The 16,199-nt window shown below is 55.8% G+C and carries 14 protein-coding genes, 2 tRNA genes and 1 rRNA gene; 12 read left to right on the forward strand and 5 right to left on the reverse strand.

All coding sequences use genetic code 11. The annotated features are described in order from the left end of the window. The 3 genes from rrf to ABIB18_RS11445 form a co-directional block, all read left to right on the forward strand. Positions 1–89: ribosomal RNA gene (rrf, locus tag ABIB18_RS11435) — 5S ribosomal RNA — on the forward strand; the annotation flags it as partial. Positions 90–188: 99 nt separating this feature from the next. After that, positions 189–265 (forward strand) — tRNA-Asp (locus ABIB18_RS11440). A gap of 8 nt (positions 266–273) precedes the next feature. After that, positions 274–349 (forward strand) — tRNA-Trp (locus tag ABIB18_RS11445). A 117-nt stretch (positions 350–466) separates the two neighbouring features. Here the strand turns inward: ABIB18_RS11445 and hdfR are convergent. Beyond that, positions 467–1,300, reverse strand: coding sequence for an HTH-type transcriptional regulator HdfR (gene hdfR / locus ABIB18_RS11450; RefSeq protein WP_031377324.1), 834 nt, complete (start codon positions 1,298–1,300; stop codon positions 467–469). Between the two features lie 120 nt (positions 1,301–1,420). Between hdfR and ABIB18_RS11455 the strand changes: the two genes are divergently transcribed. Continuing rightward, positions 1,421–1,759, forward strand: coding sequence for a MaoP family protein (locus ABIB18_RS11455; protein WP_031377325.1), 339 nt, complete (start codon positions 1,421–1,423; stop codon positions 1,757–1,759). A gap of 25 nt (positions 1,760–1,784) precedes the next feature. On the opposite strand, the gene ABIB18_RS11460 is transcribed toward ABIB18_RS11455, so the two are convergent. Further along, on the reverse strand, positions 1,785–3,305 hold the full coding sequence (locus ABIB18_RS11460; RefSeq protein ID WP_031377326.1) for a YifB family Mg chelatase-like AAA ATPase: 1,521 nt from the start codon (positions 3,303–3,305) through the stop codon (positions 1,785–1,787). A 330-nt stretch (positions 3,306–3,635) separates the two neighbouring features. Between ABIB18_RS11460 and ilvL the strand changes: the two genes are divergently transcribed. The 6 genes from ilvL to ilvA all read left to right on the forward strand — a co-directional run bounded on the left by ilvL (position 3,636) and on the right by ilvA (position 10,195). Continuing rightward, positions 3,636–3,734: an ilv operon leader peptide gene (ilvL, locus tag ABIB18_RS11465; protein ID WP_082097622.1), complete on the forward strand. Its 99-nt coding sequence runs from the start codon at positions 3,636–3,638 to the stop codon at positions 3,732–3,734. Between the two features lie 150 nt (positions 3,735–3,884). Continuing rightward, positions 3,885–5,531 (forward strand): acetolactate synthase 2 catalytic subunit, encoded by a 1,647-nt coding sequence (gene ilvG, locus ABIB18_RS11470; protein ID WP_031377327.1) that lies wholly within the window; start codon positions 3,885–3,887, stop codon positions 5,529–5,531. Continuing rightward, the gene (ilvM, locus tag ABIB18_RS11475; protein WP_008926359.1) at positions 5,528–5,785 is read left to right on the forward strand and encodes an acetolactate synthase 2 small subunit; all 258 of its coding nucleotides are present in this window, start codon (positions 5,528–5,530) and stop codon (positions 5,783–5,785) included. Before ilvG ends, ilvM begins: the two co-directional genes overlap by 4 nt. Before the next feature lie 18 nt (positions 5,786–5,803). Next, the gene (locus tag ABIB18_RS11480; protein WP_031377328.1) at positions 5,804–6,733 is read left to right on the forward strand and encodes a branched-chain amino acid transaminase; all 930 of its coding nucleotides are present in this window, start codon (positions 5,804–5,806) and stop codon (positions 6,731–6,733) included. Between the two features lie 62 nt (positions 6,734–6,795). After that, positions 6,796–8,646 carry a dihydroxy-acid dehydratase gene (gene ilvD / locus ABIB18_RS11485; protein WP_031377329.1) on the forward strand — a complete coding sequence of 617 codons (1,851 nt, stop codon included), beginning with the start codon at positions 6,796–6,798 and terminating at the stop codon, positions 8,644–8,646. 1 nt (position 8,647) lies between these two features. Continuing rightward, on the forward strand, positions 8,648–10,195 hold the full coding sequence (gene ilvA, locus ABIB18_RS11490; RefSeq protein ID WP_354474173.1) for a threonine ammonia-lyase, biosynthetic: 1,548 nt from the start codon (positions 8,648–8,650) through the stop codon (positions 10,193–10,195). On the opposite strand, the gene ilvY is transcribed toward ilvA, so the two are convergent. Next, entirely contained in the window at positions 10,196–11,077 is an 882-nt protein-coding gene (gene ilvY / locus ABIB18_RS11495; protein ID WP_031377331.1) for an HTH-type transcriptional activator IlvY, read from the reverse strand. Positions 11,078–11,240: 163 nt separating this feature from the next. On the opposite strand from ilvY, the gene ilvC reads away from it, so the two are divergent. Together ilvC and ABIB18_RS11505 are read left to right on the forward strand one after the other, a co-directional pair. Then, on the forward strand, positions 11,241–12,716 hold the full coding sequence (ilvC, locus tag ABIB18_RS11500) for a ketol-acid reductoisomerase (protein WP_031377332.1): 1,476 nt from the start codon (positions 11,241–11,243) through the stop codon (positions 12,714–12,716). A 518-nt stretch (positions 12,717–13,234) separates the two neighbouring features. Then, a complete protein-coding gene (locus tag ABIB18_RS11505) occupies positions 13,235–13,486 on the forward strand; it encodes a hypothetical protein (protein ID WP_354474174.1) in 252 nt (83 codons plus the stop codon). Positions 13,487–13,534: 48 nt separating this feature from the next. Here the strand turns inward: ABIB18_RS11505 and ABIB18_RS11510 are convergent, their stop codons facing one another. Then, the gene (locus tag ABIB18_RS11510; protein ID WP_354474175.1) at positions 13,535–14,866 is read right to left on the reverse strand and encodes an MFS transporter; all 1,332 of its coding nucleotides are present in this window, start codon (positions 14,864–14,866) and stop codon (positions 13,535–13,537) included. A gap of 277 nt (positions 14,867–15,143) precedes the next feature. Continuing rightward, on the reverse strand, positions 15,144–16,157 hold the full coding sequence (yhjD, locus tag ABIB18_RS11515) for an inner membrane protein YhjD (protein ID WP_031377334.1): 1,014 nt from the start codon (positions 16,155–16,157) through the stop codon (positions 15,144–15,146). Between the last annotated feature and the right edge of the window lie 42 nt (positions 16,158–16,199).

Consider the following 16,199-nt stretch of genomic DNA (forward strand, 5'->3'; position numbering starts at 1 on the left):
CCTGACCCCATGCCGAACTCAGAAGTGAAACGCCGTAGCGCCGATGGTAGTGTGGGGTCTCCCCATGCGAGAGTAGGGAACTGCCAGGCATCAAATTAAGACCAGCACGCTGGTCGTGACCACTCCGGTGACGCGGGGCGGGCGAAACACCTGAGGTCCGCAACAGCGGACCGCAGTACAGAATCGGTGGAGCGGTAGTTCAGTTGGTTAGAATACCTGCCTGTCACGCAGGGGGTCGCGGGTTCGAGCCCCGTCCGTTCCGCCACCCTATTTAGGGGCGTAGTTCAATTGGTAGAGCACCGGTCTCCAAAACCGGGTGTTGGGGGTTCGAGTCCCTCCGCCCCTGCCAGAAAACGATCCTTTGCTTCGGCAAAGGATTTTTTTTGCCTGTAAAAAGCCAAAAACAAAAAACCAGCTAAAACGCACTGGCTTTTGACGCGTATTTATCACCCTTCCTGCTGTTAATTCAGCTGTTTTGCCTCACCAGAACCGGAAACTTCAGCAGCTGACGTATATGCGCTTGCTGATCGCTGTTCTGCAACCAGACGGCATAAAGAGGGCGTACCGCCACTGGCGTATCGGGAATGACCATCAGTTCACTGTAAAGGCTGTGCCAGAAGTCAGGCAGAAAGGCACACGCTCCGGTGGTGTGTAACAGCTCTCGTGTTACATGCGCCGATGTCGTGGTCAGAACCGGCACGTCATCTCCGCCTGAGAGATAGCTCTCATGCTGATGAAAATCCGCCCCCCACTCCAGCTTAATATAATCATACTTCTCACGTTTCTCACTCTGGCGAGCGCAAAACAGCGCCAGTGAGATATGGCCAATTTGCTGGCTGGTCAGTTCATCCATTTTAGGAGCTTCGGTGGTGATCAGCAGATCCAGCTGACGCTCATGCAACTGCTTAACCAGCAAATGACGCTGTGCTACACGGGCTTCTAAATGCAGGCTTTCCCGGTTCTCATACAGCGTCTGCAGCCACGGAGTGAGATAAGCCTCCCAGAGCGAAGCACTGGCCCCAATCGACAGCTCATGATGCTGCTGAGTGTGGGAGACCTCCTTCTTAGCCATCAGCCAGGTACTCATCAGACTCTCAGCGTAAGGCAACAGCCGTTCACCCGCTGCCGTCAGCCGTATGTTGTTGCGATGTCTGGTGAAAAGGTTAACACCAAGCTGATTTTCCAGCTGACGGATGCGAAAACTGACAGCAGATTGCGTGAGGTAAAGTGCTTCCGCAGCACGCCCGAAATGGCGTGTGCGGCTCACTTCCAGGAAAGTCTTCAGTAATTCCGTATCCACAGCGTTCTCCCAAAAATTGTTTGTCGTATAGATTTAAATGTTTTGTTTTACACTCTGTCAAGCCTATCTAATACTCCGCGCCATAAATAGTAAGGCTTAATAGAATCAGGAGCGTGTAACATGGCGGAAAGCTTCTTAACCGAAAATCGTTTCTTTGATAACAAACATTACCCGCGTGGATTTTCACGTCACGGTGATTTTACGATTAAAGAAGCCCAGCTTCTTGAACGCCACGGTTTCGCCTTTAATGAGCTTGATTTATCAAAGCGTGAACCTGCAACAGAAGAAGAACGGTTATTTATCGAAGTGTGTCGTGGTCTGCGTGAGCCGCAAACAGAAGCTGAGCGTGTATGGACCAAATACATCACACGCATTAAGCGTCCGAAGCGTTTTCACACTCTGTCTGGCGGGAAACCGCAGATGGATACTGTCGAAGACTTCAGCGACAGCGACGACTAATAAAAAAGGGGCTTATGCCCCTTTTTTATTGCAGGCTGTTATGCAGATGGATCATTAACCGGTCAATGCTGCGATAGCTCACCGCCTCCTGCAAATGCGTACGGTTTATCGCTGCTTCTCCTGCCAGATCGGCCAGCGTACGGGACACTTTCAAAATTCGCTGCCATGCCCGTACCGACAAACCCAGCTTCTCCAGCACCGACTCCAGCCATTCAGCATCTTCTTTGCCAATCTGGCACCAGCGCAGAATTTCTGCATTGTTCAAATGAGCATTAATCTTGCCTGACCGCGCCAGCTGGATCGCGCGTGCGGCGACGACCCGTTGACGCACCGTCGCTGATCCTTCAGCCGTCCGGCGCTGTTTACTCAGCATCCCACTGGGCAGCAGCGGCACCTCCAGTGACAGATCAAAGCGATCCAGAAAAGGCCCGGACAACTTACTGAGATAACGCAGCACCTGCTGAGGCGAGCAGCGATTGTGTTGTCCCTGATAATGTCCGGTGGGACTGGGATTCATCGCGGCAATCAGCTGAAACCGCGCCGGGTAGGTCACTTTTGCCCGGGCACGGGAAATGGCAATCAGCCCCGATTCTATCGGTTCGCGCAGCGAGTCGAGCACCTTACGATCAAATTCCGGTAATTCATCTAAAAACAGCACACCATTATGTGCCAGAGAGATCTCACCAGGCCGGGGTAACGAGCCGCCACCAATCAGGGCATAGAGTGAGGCACTGTGATGAGGCGACCTGAACGGCCTTGTGCGCCACTGTCGATGTGAAAGGTGGCTGTTGACCAGGCTGGCAATCGCCGCGCATTCCAGTGCTTCCTGATCGCTTAAGGGCGGCATGATACCTGGCAGTCGGGTCGCCAGCATGGTTTTGCCAGTGCCGGGCGGGCCAATCAGCAACAGGTTATGCCCACCCGCGGCGGTAATTTCTAACGCTCTGCGACCCTGCTGCTGACCAATAATGTCAGCCAGATCGTCTCCAGGCGCTTCTGGCTGGTCGTCAGGATAGGCGGCGACCGGTAACACGAGCTGATTATGCAAAAAGGCGCATACCTCACTGAGGTGCGAGGCAATCAGTGATGCGCCCTGACGAATCAGTCCGGCATCGGCCTGGTTTTCGCGTGAGAGCACCAGTTGTCGCCCGGCCTGCATCGCTACCATCGCCGCGGGAATCGCGCCCTGTACACTGCAGAGCGCGCCATCAAGGGCAAGCTCACCCAGAAACTCATAGCGGGTCAGCTTGTCCGCAGGGAGCTGTTCAGAGGCAACCAGAATGGCAATCGCCATGGGCAGGTCATACCGTCCGCCTTCTTTGGGTAAATCCGCCGGTGCCAGGTTGATGGTGACCCTTTTAGCTGGAAAGACGAATCCGCTATTGATGATGGCACTACGTACCCGCTCACGTGCCTCTTTTACCGTGGTCTCTGGCAGACCGACCAGCGTCAGCGCGGGCAGACCATTGCTGATATGCGCTTCGATAGTTACCAGGGGGGCGTTGACCCCCAGTGCAGCCCGGGTCAGAACTTTTGATAATGACATACTCGCTCCTTAAGGCTGCCAGTCTGCGGTCAGCCAAAAAAAAAAGCGAAAGCGTGATGAGCCTTATGCGGGGTGAAGCACAGCAGAACGGTAATCGTTGCATACCGTGACAAAACGCCACGGGACTGCGCGCAAATTCAGCAAAATATTATTACGTCACTAAAGTGATGAATATTTATCATCCGGAAATTATTTGTTTTATTACAAACCGATAGGGCAATGCTTACGCCCGGTGGCGGAAAAAAGCAGACGAAAAATGTTGTGCTGATGCCCCTGACTATGTTAACTCTGTAGGCATTACTTCGAACACGTAAAAGAATTGAATAACACATGAAAGCCCTTCTACAAGTGATTAGCCTAGTTGTGATTAGCGTGGTGGTGATTATTAACCTACCGTGCGGGGCTACGCTTGGAGAAAGAAAGGCTTAAAAATCAAGCCTCGAATCCGAAAAAACCCCCGCACCGAAAGGTCCGGGGGTTTTTTTTCGACCAGGCAAAATATCAGTAAATCCACAAGGAACAAACAATGAACAGTAGCATAAAATTCTGTTGTTCCGGTCAGGACACAGGAGAATAGCGATGACAGGTGCACAGTGGGTAGTTCAGGCTTTACGCGCGCAGGGTGTCGATACCGTATTCGGTTACCCTGGCGGCGCCATCATGCCGGTATACGACGCGCTCTACGATGGCGGCGTGGAACACCTACTGTGTCGTCATGAGCAAGGCGCTGTGATGGCTGCGATTGGTTATGCGCGTTCGACCGGTAAAACCGGTGTCTGCATTGCGACCTCCGGACCTGGCGCAACCAACCTGATCACCGGTCTGGCCGATGCGATGATGGACTCGGTACCGGTTGTGGCGGTAACCGGCCAGGTCTCTTCCGCCTTCATTGGTACTGATGCCTTTCAGGAAATCGACGTGCTGGGCTTATCCCTGGCCTGCACCAAACACAGTTTCCTGGTCGAGTCGTTAGATGAGTTGCCCGCAATCATGGCTGAAGCATTCGCCCTGGCACAGTCGGGACGTCCCGGTCCGGTACTGGTTGATATTCCTAAGGATATTCAGATTGCGCAGGGGGAGCCTGGGCCGCATCTGGTGCCGGTAGAAGAGGGGATGGATCTGCCACATCAGGCGATTGTCGAAGCCCGCGCGCTGATGGCGCAGGCAAAAAAACCGATGTTCTATATCGGTGGCGGCGTCGGGATGGCGCAGGCGGTGCCGGCGCTGCGTGCGCTGGCTGAAGAAACCGGCATCCCTGCCGTAGCAACCCTGAAAGGGCTGGGCAGCGTCGATGCAGACAGCGAACTCTATCTCGGCATGCTGGGTATGCACGGTACCAAAGCGGCCAACCTGGCGGTGCAGAGCTGCGACTTACTGATCGCGGTCGGTGCGCGCTTTGACGACCGGGTGACCGGCAAGCTGGATACCTTCGCTCCTCACGCCAGCGTCATTCACCTCGATATCGATCCGGCCGAGCTGAACAAATTACGCCGCGCCCACGTCTCACTGCAGGGCGACCTTAATCATTTGCTGCCAGCGCTGAGCCAGCCGTTGCATATCGACGCCTGGCGCAACGAAGTGAAAGCGCTCAAAGCCAGCCACAGCTGGCGCTATGATCATCCAGGTGACGCCATCTATGCGCCACTGTTGCTGAAGCAGCTCTCCGATCGCAAGCCTGCCAGCGCGGTGGTGACGACCGACGTCGGTCAGCACCAGATGTGGGCAGCGCAGCATATGGCGTTTAGCGCGCCAGAGAATTTCATCACCTCCAGCGGCTTAGGCACCATGGGATTCGGCTTACCGGCCGCGATTGGTGCGCAGGTCGCCCGACCGCAGGACACCGTCATCTGTGTCTCTGGCGATGGCTCAATCATGATGAATATTCAGGAACTGGGCACCATCAAACGCGGCAAGCTGCCGGTCAAAATCGTACTGCTGGATAATCAGCGTCTCGGTATGGTCCGCCAGTGGCAGCAGCTGTTTTTCGATGGTCGCTACAGCGAAACCAATCTGTCCGATAACCCCGATTTCCTGACGCTGGCCAGCGCCTTCAATATCCCCGGCCAGCGCATCACCCGTAAAGAACAGGTCGACGCCGCACTTGATGCTCTGCTGAACAGCGAAGGTCCTTACTTCCTGCATGTTGCAATTGATGAGCATGAAAACGTCTGGCCACTGGTACCGCCGGGTGCCAGCAATGCAAACATGATGGAGAAAACCGTATGAACCAGCACCAATTGTCTATCGAAGCCCGCTTTCGCCCTGAAATATTGGAGCGCATCTTACGCGTGGTGCGTCACCGCGGTTTTCAGGTTTGCTCAATGAACATGGCTTCAGTGGCCAACGCTGAAAACATTAATATCGAAATGACCGTTGCCAGCCAGCGCTCCGTCGATTTACTGTCTTCGCAGTTAAGCAAACTGATCGATGTCGCCTGCGTTCAGATTCAACAACAGACAACACAACAAATCCGCGCCTAGCCGCGAGAGGGAATAAAAATGAGCACGAAGAAAGCAGACTTTATTTGGTTCAATGGCGAGATGGTTAAGTGGGAAGAGGCGAAGGTTAGCGTCATGTCCCACGCGTTGCACTATGGTACGTCGGTATTTGAAGGCGTGCGCTGCTACGACTCTCACAAAGGACCGGTTGTGTTCCGTCATCGCGAACACATGCAACGTCTGCACGACTCCGCCAAAATCTATCGTTTCCCGATTAAAAGCAGCGTTGATGAGCTGATGGAAGCGTGCCGCGAAGTCATTCGCGTCAATAAACTGAAAAGTGCCTATATCCGTCCGCTGGCGTTCGTCGGTGACGTGGGCCTGGGCGTGAACCCGCCAGACGGTTTCAGCACCGATGTAATCATTGCCGCCTTCCCATGGGGTGCTTACCTCGGTGCCGAAGCGCTGGAAAATGGTATCGATGCGATGGTGTCTTCATGGAACCGCGTAGCCCCGAATACCCTGCCAACAGCGGCTAAAGCGGGTGGTAACTACCTCTCCTCATTGCTGGTGGGCAGCGAAGCCCGTCGCCACGGCTATCAGGAAGGCATCGCACTGGACACCAACGGCTACATCTCGGAAGGCGCCGGTGAAAACCTGTTCGAAGTCAAAGATGGCATTCTGTTCACTCCGCCATTCACTTCTTCAGCGCTGCCAGGCATCACCCGCGACGCCATCATCAAACTGGCGATCGACATGGGTATCGAAGTGCGCGAGCAGACGCTGTCACGCGAATCGCTCTATCTGGCGGATGAAATCTTCATGTCCGGTACCGCAGCAGAAATCACGCCGGTACGTAGCGTTGACCGTATCCAGGTTGGCGAAGGCAAGCGCGGCCCGATTACTGCCCGTATCCAGCAGGCCTTCTTTGGTCTGTTCACTGGCGAAACCGAAGACAAATGGGGCTGGTTAGATCCGGTAAACCCGTAATCAGATTCAGCGCGGGCGTTATCTGACGCCCGCGAGCCTATTCTTACTGGAGTAAATAGAGCATGCCTAAGTACCGTTCCGCCACTACCACCCACGGCCGTAACATGGCGGGTGCCCGTGCCTTATGGCGCGCGACAGGAATGACCGACGACGATTTCGGTAAACCGATTATCGCAGTGGTTAACTCATTCACCCAATTTGTACCTGGCCACGTTCATTTGCGCGATCTCGGCAAACTGGTCGCCGAGCAGATCGAAGCGTCAGGCGGTGTGGCCAAAGAGTTCAACACCATCGCGGTGGACGACGGTATTGCCATGGGTCATGGCGGCATGCTGTATTCACTGCCTTCGCGTGAGCTGATTGCTGACTCCGTCGAGTACATGGTCAACGCGCACTGCGCCGACGCCATGGTCTGCATCTCTAACTGCGACAAAATCACTCCGGGAATGCTGATGGCGTCGCTGCGCCTGAATATTCCGGTGATCTTTGTATCCGGCGGACCGATGGAAGCGGGTAAAACCAAGCTTTCCGATCAGATCATCAAGCTGGATCTGGTTGACGCAATGATTCAGGGTGCCAACCCGAACGTCAGCGACGCCGACAGCGAGCAGATTGAGCGTTCAGCCTGCCCAACCTGCGGCTCCTGCTCCGGTATGTTCACCGCCAACTCGATGAACTGTCTGACCGAAGCGCTTGGCCTGTCACAGCCTGGCAACGGCTCCCTGCTGGCGACCCACGCCGATCGTAAAGAGCTGTTTATCAACGCCGGTAAACGCATCGTCAGCCTGACCAAACGCTACTACGAGCAGGATGACGTCAACATGCTGCCGCGTAACATCGCCAACAAGGCCGCTTTTGAGAACGCCATGATGCTGGATATCGCCATGGGCGGGTCCACCAACACCGTGCTCCACCTGCTGGCAGCCGCACAGGAAGGCGAAATCGACTTTAATATCTCCGACATCGATCGCCTGTCACGCAAAGTGCCTCAGCTGTGTAAAGTGGCACCAAGTACGCCGAAATATCACATGGAAGATGTGCATCGCGCGGGTGGCGTCTTCGCCATTCTCGGCGAGCTGGATCGTGCCGGCCTGTTCGACAGCAGCGCCCGTAATATCCTGCAGCAGACCATGCGTGAAACGCTGGATCAGTACGACATCATGCTAACCAAAGATCAGGCGGTAAAAGATATGTTCCGCGCGGGTCCGGCGGGTATTCGTACCACCCAGGCGTTCTCGCAGAATTGCCGCTGGGATACGCTGGATGACGATCGCGCAGAAGGCTGTATTCGCACCCGCGAGCACGCTTATTCACAGGATGGCGGCCTGGCCGTGCTGTACGGCAACATCGCGGAAGATGGCTGCATCGTTAAAACTGCCGGCGTAGATAAAGAGATCCTCACCTTCAGCGGTCCGGCCAAAGTCTATGAAAGCCAGGATGATGCGGTTGAAGCGATTCTGGGCGGTAAAGTGGTGGCGGGCGACGTGGTGGTGATCCGCTACGAAGGGCCTAAAGGCGGCCCTGGCATGCAGGAGATGCTCTATCCGACCACTTATCTGAAATCGATGGGTCTGGGCAAGAGCTGCGCGCTGATCACCGATGGCCGTTTCTCTGGCGGTACCTCTGGTCTCTCCATCGGTCACGCCTCGCCTGAAGCAGCCAACGGCGGCACCATTGCACTGGTCAAAGATGGCGACACCATCGAAATCGATATTCCTAACCGCGGCATCAAACTGGCCGTGCCGGATAACGAACTGCATGCCCGCCGTGAAGAGCAGGAAGCGCGCGGTGATGCGGCGTATACGCCGATCAATCGTCAGCGTGAAGTCTCCTTTGCGCTGCGTGCCTACGCATTACTCGCGACCAGTGCTGACAAAGGTGCCGTCCGCGATAAGAGCAAGCTGGGAGGCTAAAATGGCCGAGTCTCAACCGCTACCCGAGGCGCCCTGCGGCGCCGAGTATTTGCGCGCCGTGCTGCGTTCGCCGGTGTATGAAGTGGCACAGGTAACGCCGCTGCAGGTTATGGAAAAAATTTCATCGCGTCTGGGCAACACCATTCTGGTGAAGCGTGAAGATCGTCAGCCGGTGCACAGTTTCAAACTGCGCGGGGCTTACGCGATGATCGCCGGACTGAACGAAGAGCAAAAAGCGCGCGGCGTGGTGACGGCATCAGCCGGCAACCATGCGCAGGGTGTGGCGCTCTCCGCCAGCAAGCTGGGCATTAAATCGCTGATTGTGATGCCGCTGGCGACAGCAGATATCAAGGTTGATGCGGTGCGCGCATTTGGCGGTGAGGCTTATTTGTTTGGCGCCAATTTTGACGAAGCGAAAGCCAAAGCGATTGAGCTGTCAGAGCAGCGCGGCTACACCTTTGTGCCGCCGTTTGACCACCCGGCCGTGATTGCCGGGCAAGGCACGCTGGCGATGGAGCTGTTGCAACAGGATGCACATCTGGATCGGGTGTTTGTCCCGGTTGGTGGCGGCGGACTGGCGGCTGGTGTGGCGGTATTAATTAAGCAGCTGATGCCGCAAATCAAAGTGATTGCGGTTGAGTCTGAAGATTCCGCCTGCCTGAAAGCGGCGCTGGAGGCCGGCCATCCGGTCGATCTGCCGCGCGTCGGGCTGTTCGCTGAAGGCGTCGCGGTCAAACGGATTGGCAGCGAAACCTTCCGGCTGTGTCAGGCCTATATCGACGACATCATTACCGTCGACAGTGATGCGATCTGCGCTGCGATGAAAGATCTGTTCGAAGATGTGCGGGCCGTAGCGGAACCTTCTGGCGCGCTGGCGCTGGCGGGCATGAAGAAGTATATCCAGCAGCACGACATCAAAGGCGAACGGCTGGCGCACGTCTTATCGGGCGCTAACGTCAATTTCCACGGTCTGCGTTACGTTTCTGAGCGCTGCGAGCTGGGCGAACAGCGCGAAGCGCTGCTGGCGGTGACCATTCCGGAACAGCAGGGCAGCTTCCTGCGGTTCTGTCAGACGCTGGGCGGACGGTCTATTACCGAGTTCAACTACCGCTATGCCGATGCCGACAAAGCCTGCATTTTTGTTGGCGTGCGGCTGACCCGCGGTCTGGAAGAGCGCAGCGAAATCATCAGCCAGCTCACCGACAGCGGTTATCAGGTGGTTGATCTTTCGGATGATGAGATGGCCAAGCTGCACGTGCGTTATATGGTCGGCGGACGGCCTTCCAAGCCGCTGCGTGAACGACTGTTCAGCTTTGAATTCCCGGAAGCGCCAGGCGCCTTGCTGAAATTTCTGCAAACGCTCGGTACCCACTGGAATATTTCGCTGTTCCACTACCGCAGCCACGGTACTGACTACGGTCGCGTACTGACGGCGTTTGAACTGGGTACCGATGAGCCACGCTTTGAGGAGCATCTTACCGACCTGGGTTACGACTTTCACGACGAAACGCAGAACCCGGCATTCCGCTTCTTCCTGGCGGGCAGCTGATTACAACTGGCTCCAGAAAGCACTGATCAGCGGCTCGCCGAGCCGCTTTTTCTGCACGCAGACACCGAGTTCAAACGGTGCCACCGATTCAACATTCTCCAGCATCATGACGCGGTTACGCACCGGTTCCGGACTATTCTCCAGCACCACGTCCGGCAACAGGGCGATACCGCATCCCAGCGCCACCATGGAAACAATCGCCTCATGGCCGGATACCGTGGCGTAAATTAACGGATTCGCAATGCGATGACGGCGGAACCACAAATCGATACGCCGGCGCGCCGGCCCCTGCTCCGGCAGGATAAACGGGATTTGCGACCATTCCGGCAGCGCCTGAGTGGCCTGAGTCCGCACCGCGCAGGGTAACGCTGGCGCGATCAGCACCAGCGGAATCAGCCCGAGCGGCATAAAATCGATGCTGGCCGGTAAGGTTTCAGGCCGTCCGGCAATCGCCAGATCGGCTTCGCCGGTGTGCACTTTCTCTACCGCATCGGCGGCATCACCGGTGTTAAGTTTGATTTCTACCTGCGGGTGCTCGGCACGAAAACGGTCGAGGATCGGCGGCAGGTGGCTGTAGGCTGCGGTCACCGAGCAGAACAGGCGCAGCTCGCCGCTGAGCGACGGGCCGTTGAGATCCATCACGTGGCGCAGCTGCTGATATTGCAGCAGCGTCTGCTGAGCAAACTGGCGCAGGCGTTCGCCCGCTTCTGTCAGCGTGACGGTGCGGTTATCACGCAGAAACAGCGCATGTCCGACATCCTCCTCCAGCCGCTGAATCTGGCGCGAGAGCGTGGAGGGACTGACGTGCATCGCACGCGCCGTGCGGCCGAAGTGACAGCTTTCGGCCAGATGAAGAAACAGTTTCAGATCTCGTAAATCCATATGCGCGTCGCCTTAACGTGATGTTGCATTTATTGCAATGTGACGTTGTTAATATATCAATTTAAGCAACAGAATTCCTGTCATATGATGGGGTCATTCGCGGCGCTGCACTACACGCCGTCCCTGAACAAAAAAAAGCAAACACAACCTCACTGGAGTACCCATGGCTAACTATTTCAACACATTGAACTTGCGCAACCAGTTAGCGCAATTAGGTAAATGTCGTTTCATGGCACGCGAAGAATTCGCCGATGGCGCCAGTTTCCTGAAAGGCAAAAAAGTCGTTATCGTTGGCTGTGGTGCGCAGGGCCTGAATCAGGGTCTCAACATGCGTGATTCCGGTCTGGACGTCGCCTATGCACTGCGTGCTGAAGCGATTGCGGAGAAACGCCCTTCATGGCGCAAAGCGACCGATAACGGTTTCAAAGTGGGTACGTACGAAGAGCTGATCCCGCAGGCGGACCTGGTCGTAAACCTGACGCCGGACAAGCAGCACTCTGCGGTGGTTCAGGCGGTTCAGCCCCTGATGAAAGATGGCGCCGCGCTGGGTTACTCTCACGGTTTCAACATCGTGGAAGTGGGTGAAACCATCCGTAAAGATATCACCGTAGTGATGGTCGCGCCGAAGTGCCCGGGCACCGAAGTGCGTGAAGAATACAAACGTGGTTTTGGTGTGCCGACGCTGATCGCGGTTCACCCGGAAAACGATCCTAAAGGCGAAGGCATGGCGATTGCCAAAGCCTGGGCCGCAGCGACCGGTGGCGATCGTGCTGGCGTGCTGGAATCTTCCTTCGTGGCAGAAGTAAAATCTGACCTGATGGGCGAGCAGACCATCCTGTGCGGCATGCTGCAGGCGGGTTCACTGTTATGCTTCGACAAGCTGGTGGCGGAAGGGACCGATCCGGCCTACGCCGAAAAACTGATTCAGTTTGGCTGGGAAACCATTACCGAGTCGCTGAAGTTCGGCGGCATCACGCTGATGATGGATCGCCTTTCTAATCCGGCAAAACTGCGGGCTTATGCGCTGTCAGAGCAGCTGAAAACCATCATGGCGCCGCTGTTCCAGAAACATATGGATGATATCATTTCGGGTGAGTTCTCTTCCGGCATGATGGCTGACTGGGCCAATGACGATAAAAACCTGCTGACCTGGCGTGAAGAGACCGGCAAAACCGCTTTCGAAACGGCCTCGCAGTATGAAGGTAAAATCGAAGAGCAGGAGTACTACGACAAAGGCGTATTGATGGTAGCGATGGTTAAAGCGGGCGTTGAGCTGGCGTTTGAAACCATGGTCGATGCCGGCATTATCGAAGAGTCTGCCTACTATGAATCACTGCATGAGCTGCCGCTGATCGCGAACACCATCGCCCGTAAGCGCCTGTATGAAATGAACGTGGTTATCTCCGATACCGCTGAATACGGCAACTACCTGTTCTCATTCGCCGCGGTGCCGTTGCTGAAAGAGTTCATGACCACGCTGCAGCCGGGTGACCTGGGTAAAGCGGTTGAAGGAACGCAGGTAGATAACGCGCAGCTGCGTGACGTCAACGAAGCCGTTCGCCAGCATCCGATTGAAGCGGTCGGCCGTAAACTGCGTGGCTATATGACTGACATGAAACGCATCGCTGTTGCGGGCTAATTAGCGTCACCACCGTTTTCAGCAAAACAAACCCCGGCTTGCCGGGGTTTTTTGTTTATCAATCGATGGGCACCTCCTGTAGACGTGCCTATGGTCTGGCCGCTTCACTGTGAAACCGTGGCTGTACAAGCAACACGGTCAGATCGGAAAGACGCAAAATCCGCCTTCCCTGGCACGCCTGGCTCGCGCGATTACGCATCTCATCCCTGAGTGCACCCGTCACCGGGGCAACGCTTTGCGTTGTTCAAAAACGCGCCCTGCGTTTTTGTCCATGACGCGTGACGCTTTCCTCTTCTGACCGTATTGCCTGTGCTCTTAAGCTTCTTCATTGCTGCCAATAACAATAAGCCTTTCAGCGAGGTCCGGTTTTTTCAAACAGACAGCTAACCCTCTAAACGCGATGGGCGCATACGCCTGTAGCAAAGCATCGCGGGCCAGGGACAAAAACGCAGGGAGCGTTTTTGAACAACGCAAAGCGTTGGCCCGTTTACGGGCGCACCTCAGGGATGAGGTGCGTAATGGCCCGCGCTGAGCATGCCAGGGATGGCGTCTTTTGCGTCTTTGCGAAAGGCGTATGCGCCCTGAGCCAGCCGGTTAACCTCAACGCGGCGCCTTATTCCCTGAGCCAGCGCACTAACCTCAACATGACGCCTTTAGTCCTGAGCCAGCGCACTAACCTCAACACGACGCCTTTAGGGCTGCGCATTAACCTGAGCCTTCAGCCTGCCGTTTTTCTACCTGATGATGCCAGCGCCAGGCGAGAGCCATAAAAAAACCCGGCGGCTGCCGGGTTTTTCACTGTCCTTCATACAACGGGATTAGACGTCATACAGCGTCTGGTTGCGCGTCTCTTTACAGGCGATCAACGCAATCAGCGTCAGCCCCGCCATCGAAGCCAGATAGAACCCTACCGCCTGCAAACCGTAATTCGCATTCAGCCAGGTGGCGATATAGGGCGCGACAGAGGCACCGAGAATCGACGACAGGTTATAGGAAAACGATGCGCCGGTATAACGCACTTCAGTCGGGAACAGCTCCGGCAGCAGCGCGCCCATCGGACCAAAGGTCAGGCCCATAATGCTCAGACCCAGCAACAGAAACGCCATCACCAGCGCCTGCGATCCTGAACCGAGCATCGCCGGGAACAGAAACGAAAAGGCGATAATCATCAGCGTAATGGTGATCATCGTCTTACGGCGACCAAAACGGTCAGCCAGCAGCCCGGCAATCGGCACCATCACGCCAAAGCCAATCACGGCTAACATCAGCATCCACAGCATACTGTTACGCGGAATACCCAGTCCGGCCGGTGCCGGCGTGGTGCCATAACTCATCGAGTAGACGGTCATGATGTAGAACAGGGTATAGGTCGCCAGCATGATAAAAGTGCCGAGAATGGTGGCAGTCAGATGCTTACTCAGCAGCGCGGCAATCGGTACCCGCACCTGCTTTTTCTCTTTCTGCACTTTGGCAAACACCGGACTCTCATGCAGCGACACGCGCACATACAGGCCGATCAATACCAGCACCGCAGAGAGAATAAACGGCACGCGCCAGCCCCACTGCATGAACTGCTCATCGGTCAGCAGCCATGACAGCAGCAGGAAGGTACCGTTAGCGAAGAAGAAGCCAATCGGCGCGCCAAGCTGGGGGAACGACCCATACAGTGCACGCTTCTTCGCCGGGGCATTTTCGGTGGCCAGCAGCGCCGCGCCGCCCCATTCTCCGCCGAGCCCCAGACCCTGACCGAAACGTGCCAGCGCCAGCAGCAGCGGAGCCAGCACGCCAATGGTTTCATAACCCGGCAGCAGACCGATCACCACGGTCGAGATCCCCATGGTCAGCAGCGAGGCGACCAGGGTTGCTTTACGGCCAATGCGATCGCCAAAGTGACCAAACACGGCCGAACCAATCGGACGCGCAATAAACGCGATCGCAAAGGTCGCCAGTGACTGTAGCGTGGCGACGGTGGCGTCACCCTGCGGGAAAAAAATGTGCGGGAAAACGATCACCGCGGCAGTGGCATAAATATAAAAATCGAAGAACTCAATGGCCGTACCGACCAACGAGGCGATCACCACTTTGCTGCGCGAATTAACCGGCGTGGGGTCCTGTTGCTTGTCGAGTGTTTCTGAGATGGAGGCTTGCATAACTGTTTCTTATTTGTAAATACAGATAAAGAATCTTACGCACCTGCCAGACGTCATTCAATGCTGAAACCCGCGTCGTTACTGGCTTCGCCGGGCAAAGAGAGGATAATTTCTGTCGTCCGGGGAATGTCGGAGGATGCCGGGGTAAACCGGGCTAAATCTGGCGGGATACTCTACGAAAGGGCTAAATAAAAGTGACCCCTCAGCTATTCATCCTGTTATGTGGATAAAAAATAGCCTCGGGGTGATATTTTCCGCTGTTGTTAACCGCTGGTGATTATTGCGGGTGAGAAGGGCGACCCGCCTGTGGCATTTGCGGATCGTCTTTATATTTTGCAGTAGCGATCCAGGCGGCACAGAACAGCGTCAGGCGGGCGAAGAAATAGAAGAACGCCATCAGACCGAGTACCGAGCCAAACGCCGCGCCAGACGGCGAGGTCGCCAGCTTCGGCAGCGTCAGCGTCATGACAAATTTGATCACTTCGAAACCGACCGCCGCCAGCAGCGTACCGCGGAACAGCGCTTTCTTGCGCGGCTTGTGACGCGGCAGGATCCAGAAAATCCAGAGGAACAGCAGGTAGTTAGCCAGCACTGAAATCGAGGTGGCGATAATGGTCATTGCCGGGCGGAGCCAGTCGATGCCGTCCAGTCCCAGTGCGCTGACAATCATCGCCTGTGCCGAACCGGCAACCGAGGTCAGCGACAGCGTAATCACCAGCGCCAGCATCAGGCCGGTCAGCGACAGGAAATCGCGGATATAGCGTTTCCAGATTTTCTCCTTATCGTCGGGTTTGCGCTCCCACACGTCGCGCGACTGGGCCCGGATCGCTTCCCGCAGATTCCCCATCCAGTTAAGACCCGAATAGAGCGCCAGCAGTAACCCGGTAATACCGACGGTAGCGCGCTGCTGAATCGCGGTATTGACGGTATTTTTCAGGGTGGTAGCCAGCGTCGGATCGCTGATGCTGCTGACGATTTTGTTGATGATATCGGTCAGCAAATCCTGATTCGATGCCAGCACAAAACCCACGGCGGCAAACGAGACCATCAGAATCGGGATCAGCGATAAAAAGGAGAAGTAGGTAATCGCTGCGCCAAACTGGCTGCCGAGCCGATCGTTAAACCGTTCCAGCGCGCGGATAAAATGCGCCACCGCCGGAATCGCCTGAAACCAGGCGGCAAAACGCGAAACGCGCACAATCGATTGGTCAACAGAAGGGTTGCCGGTTTTAATATCGATCAGCGGTTTTGGCGGCTGCGTATCCTGTGGATTTTCCTGCTTGTCTGTCATAGACCTTCACTGTCCTGTTTATCATTAAAATCAAAGTATAGC

It is taken from the genome of Pantoea sp. UYEF8 (assembly GCF_040546285.1).
In the GTDB taxonomy this organism is placed as follows: domain Bacteria; phylum Pseudomonadota; class Gammaproteobacteria; order Enterobacterales; family Enterobacteriaceae; genus Pantoea; species Pantoea brenneri.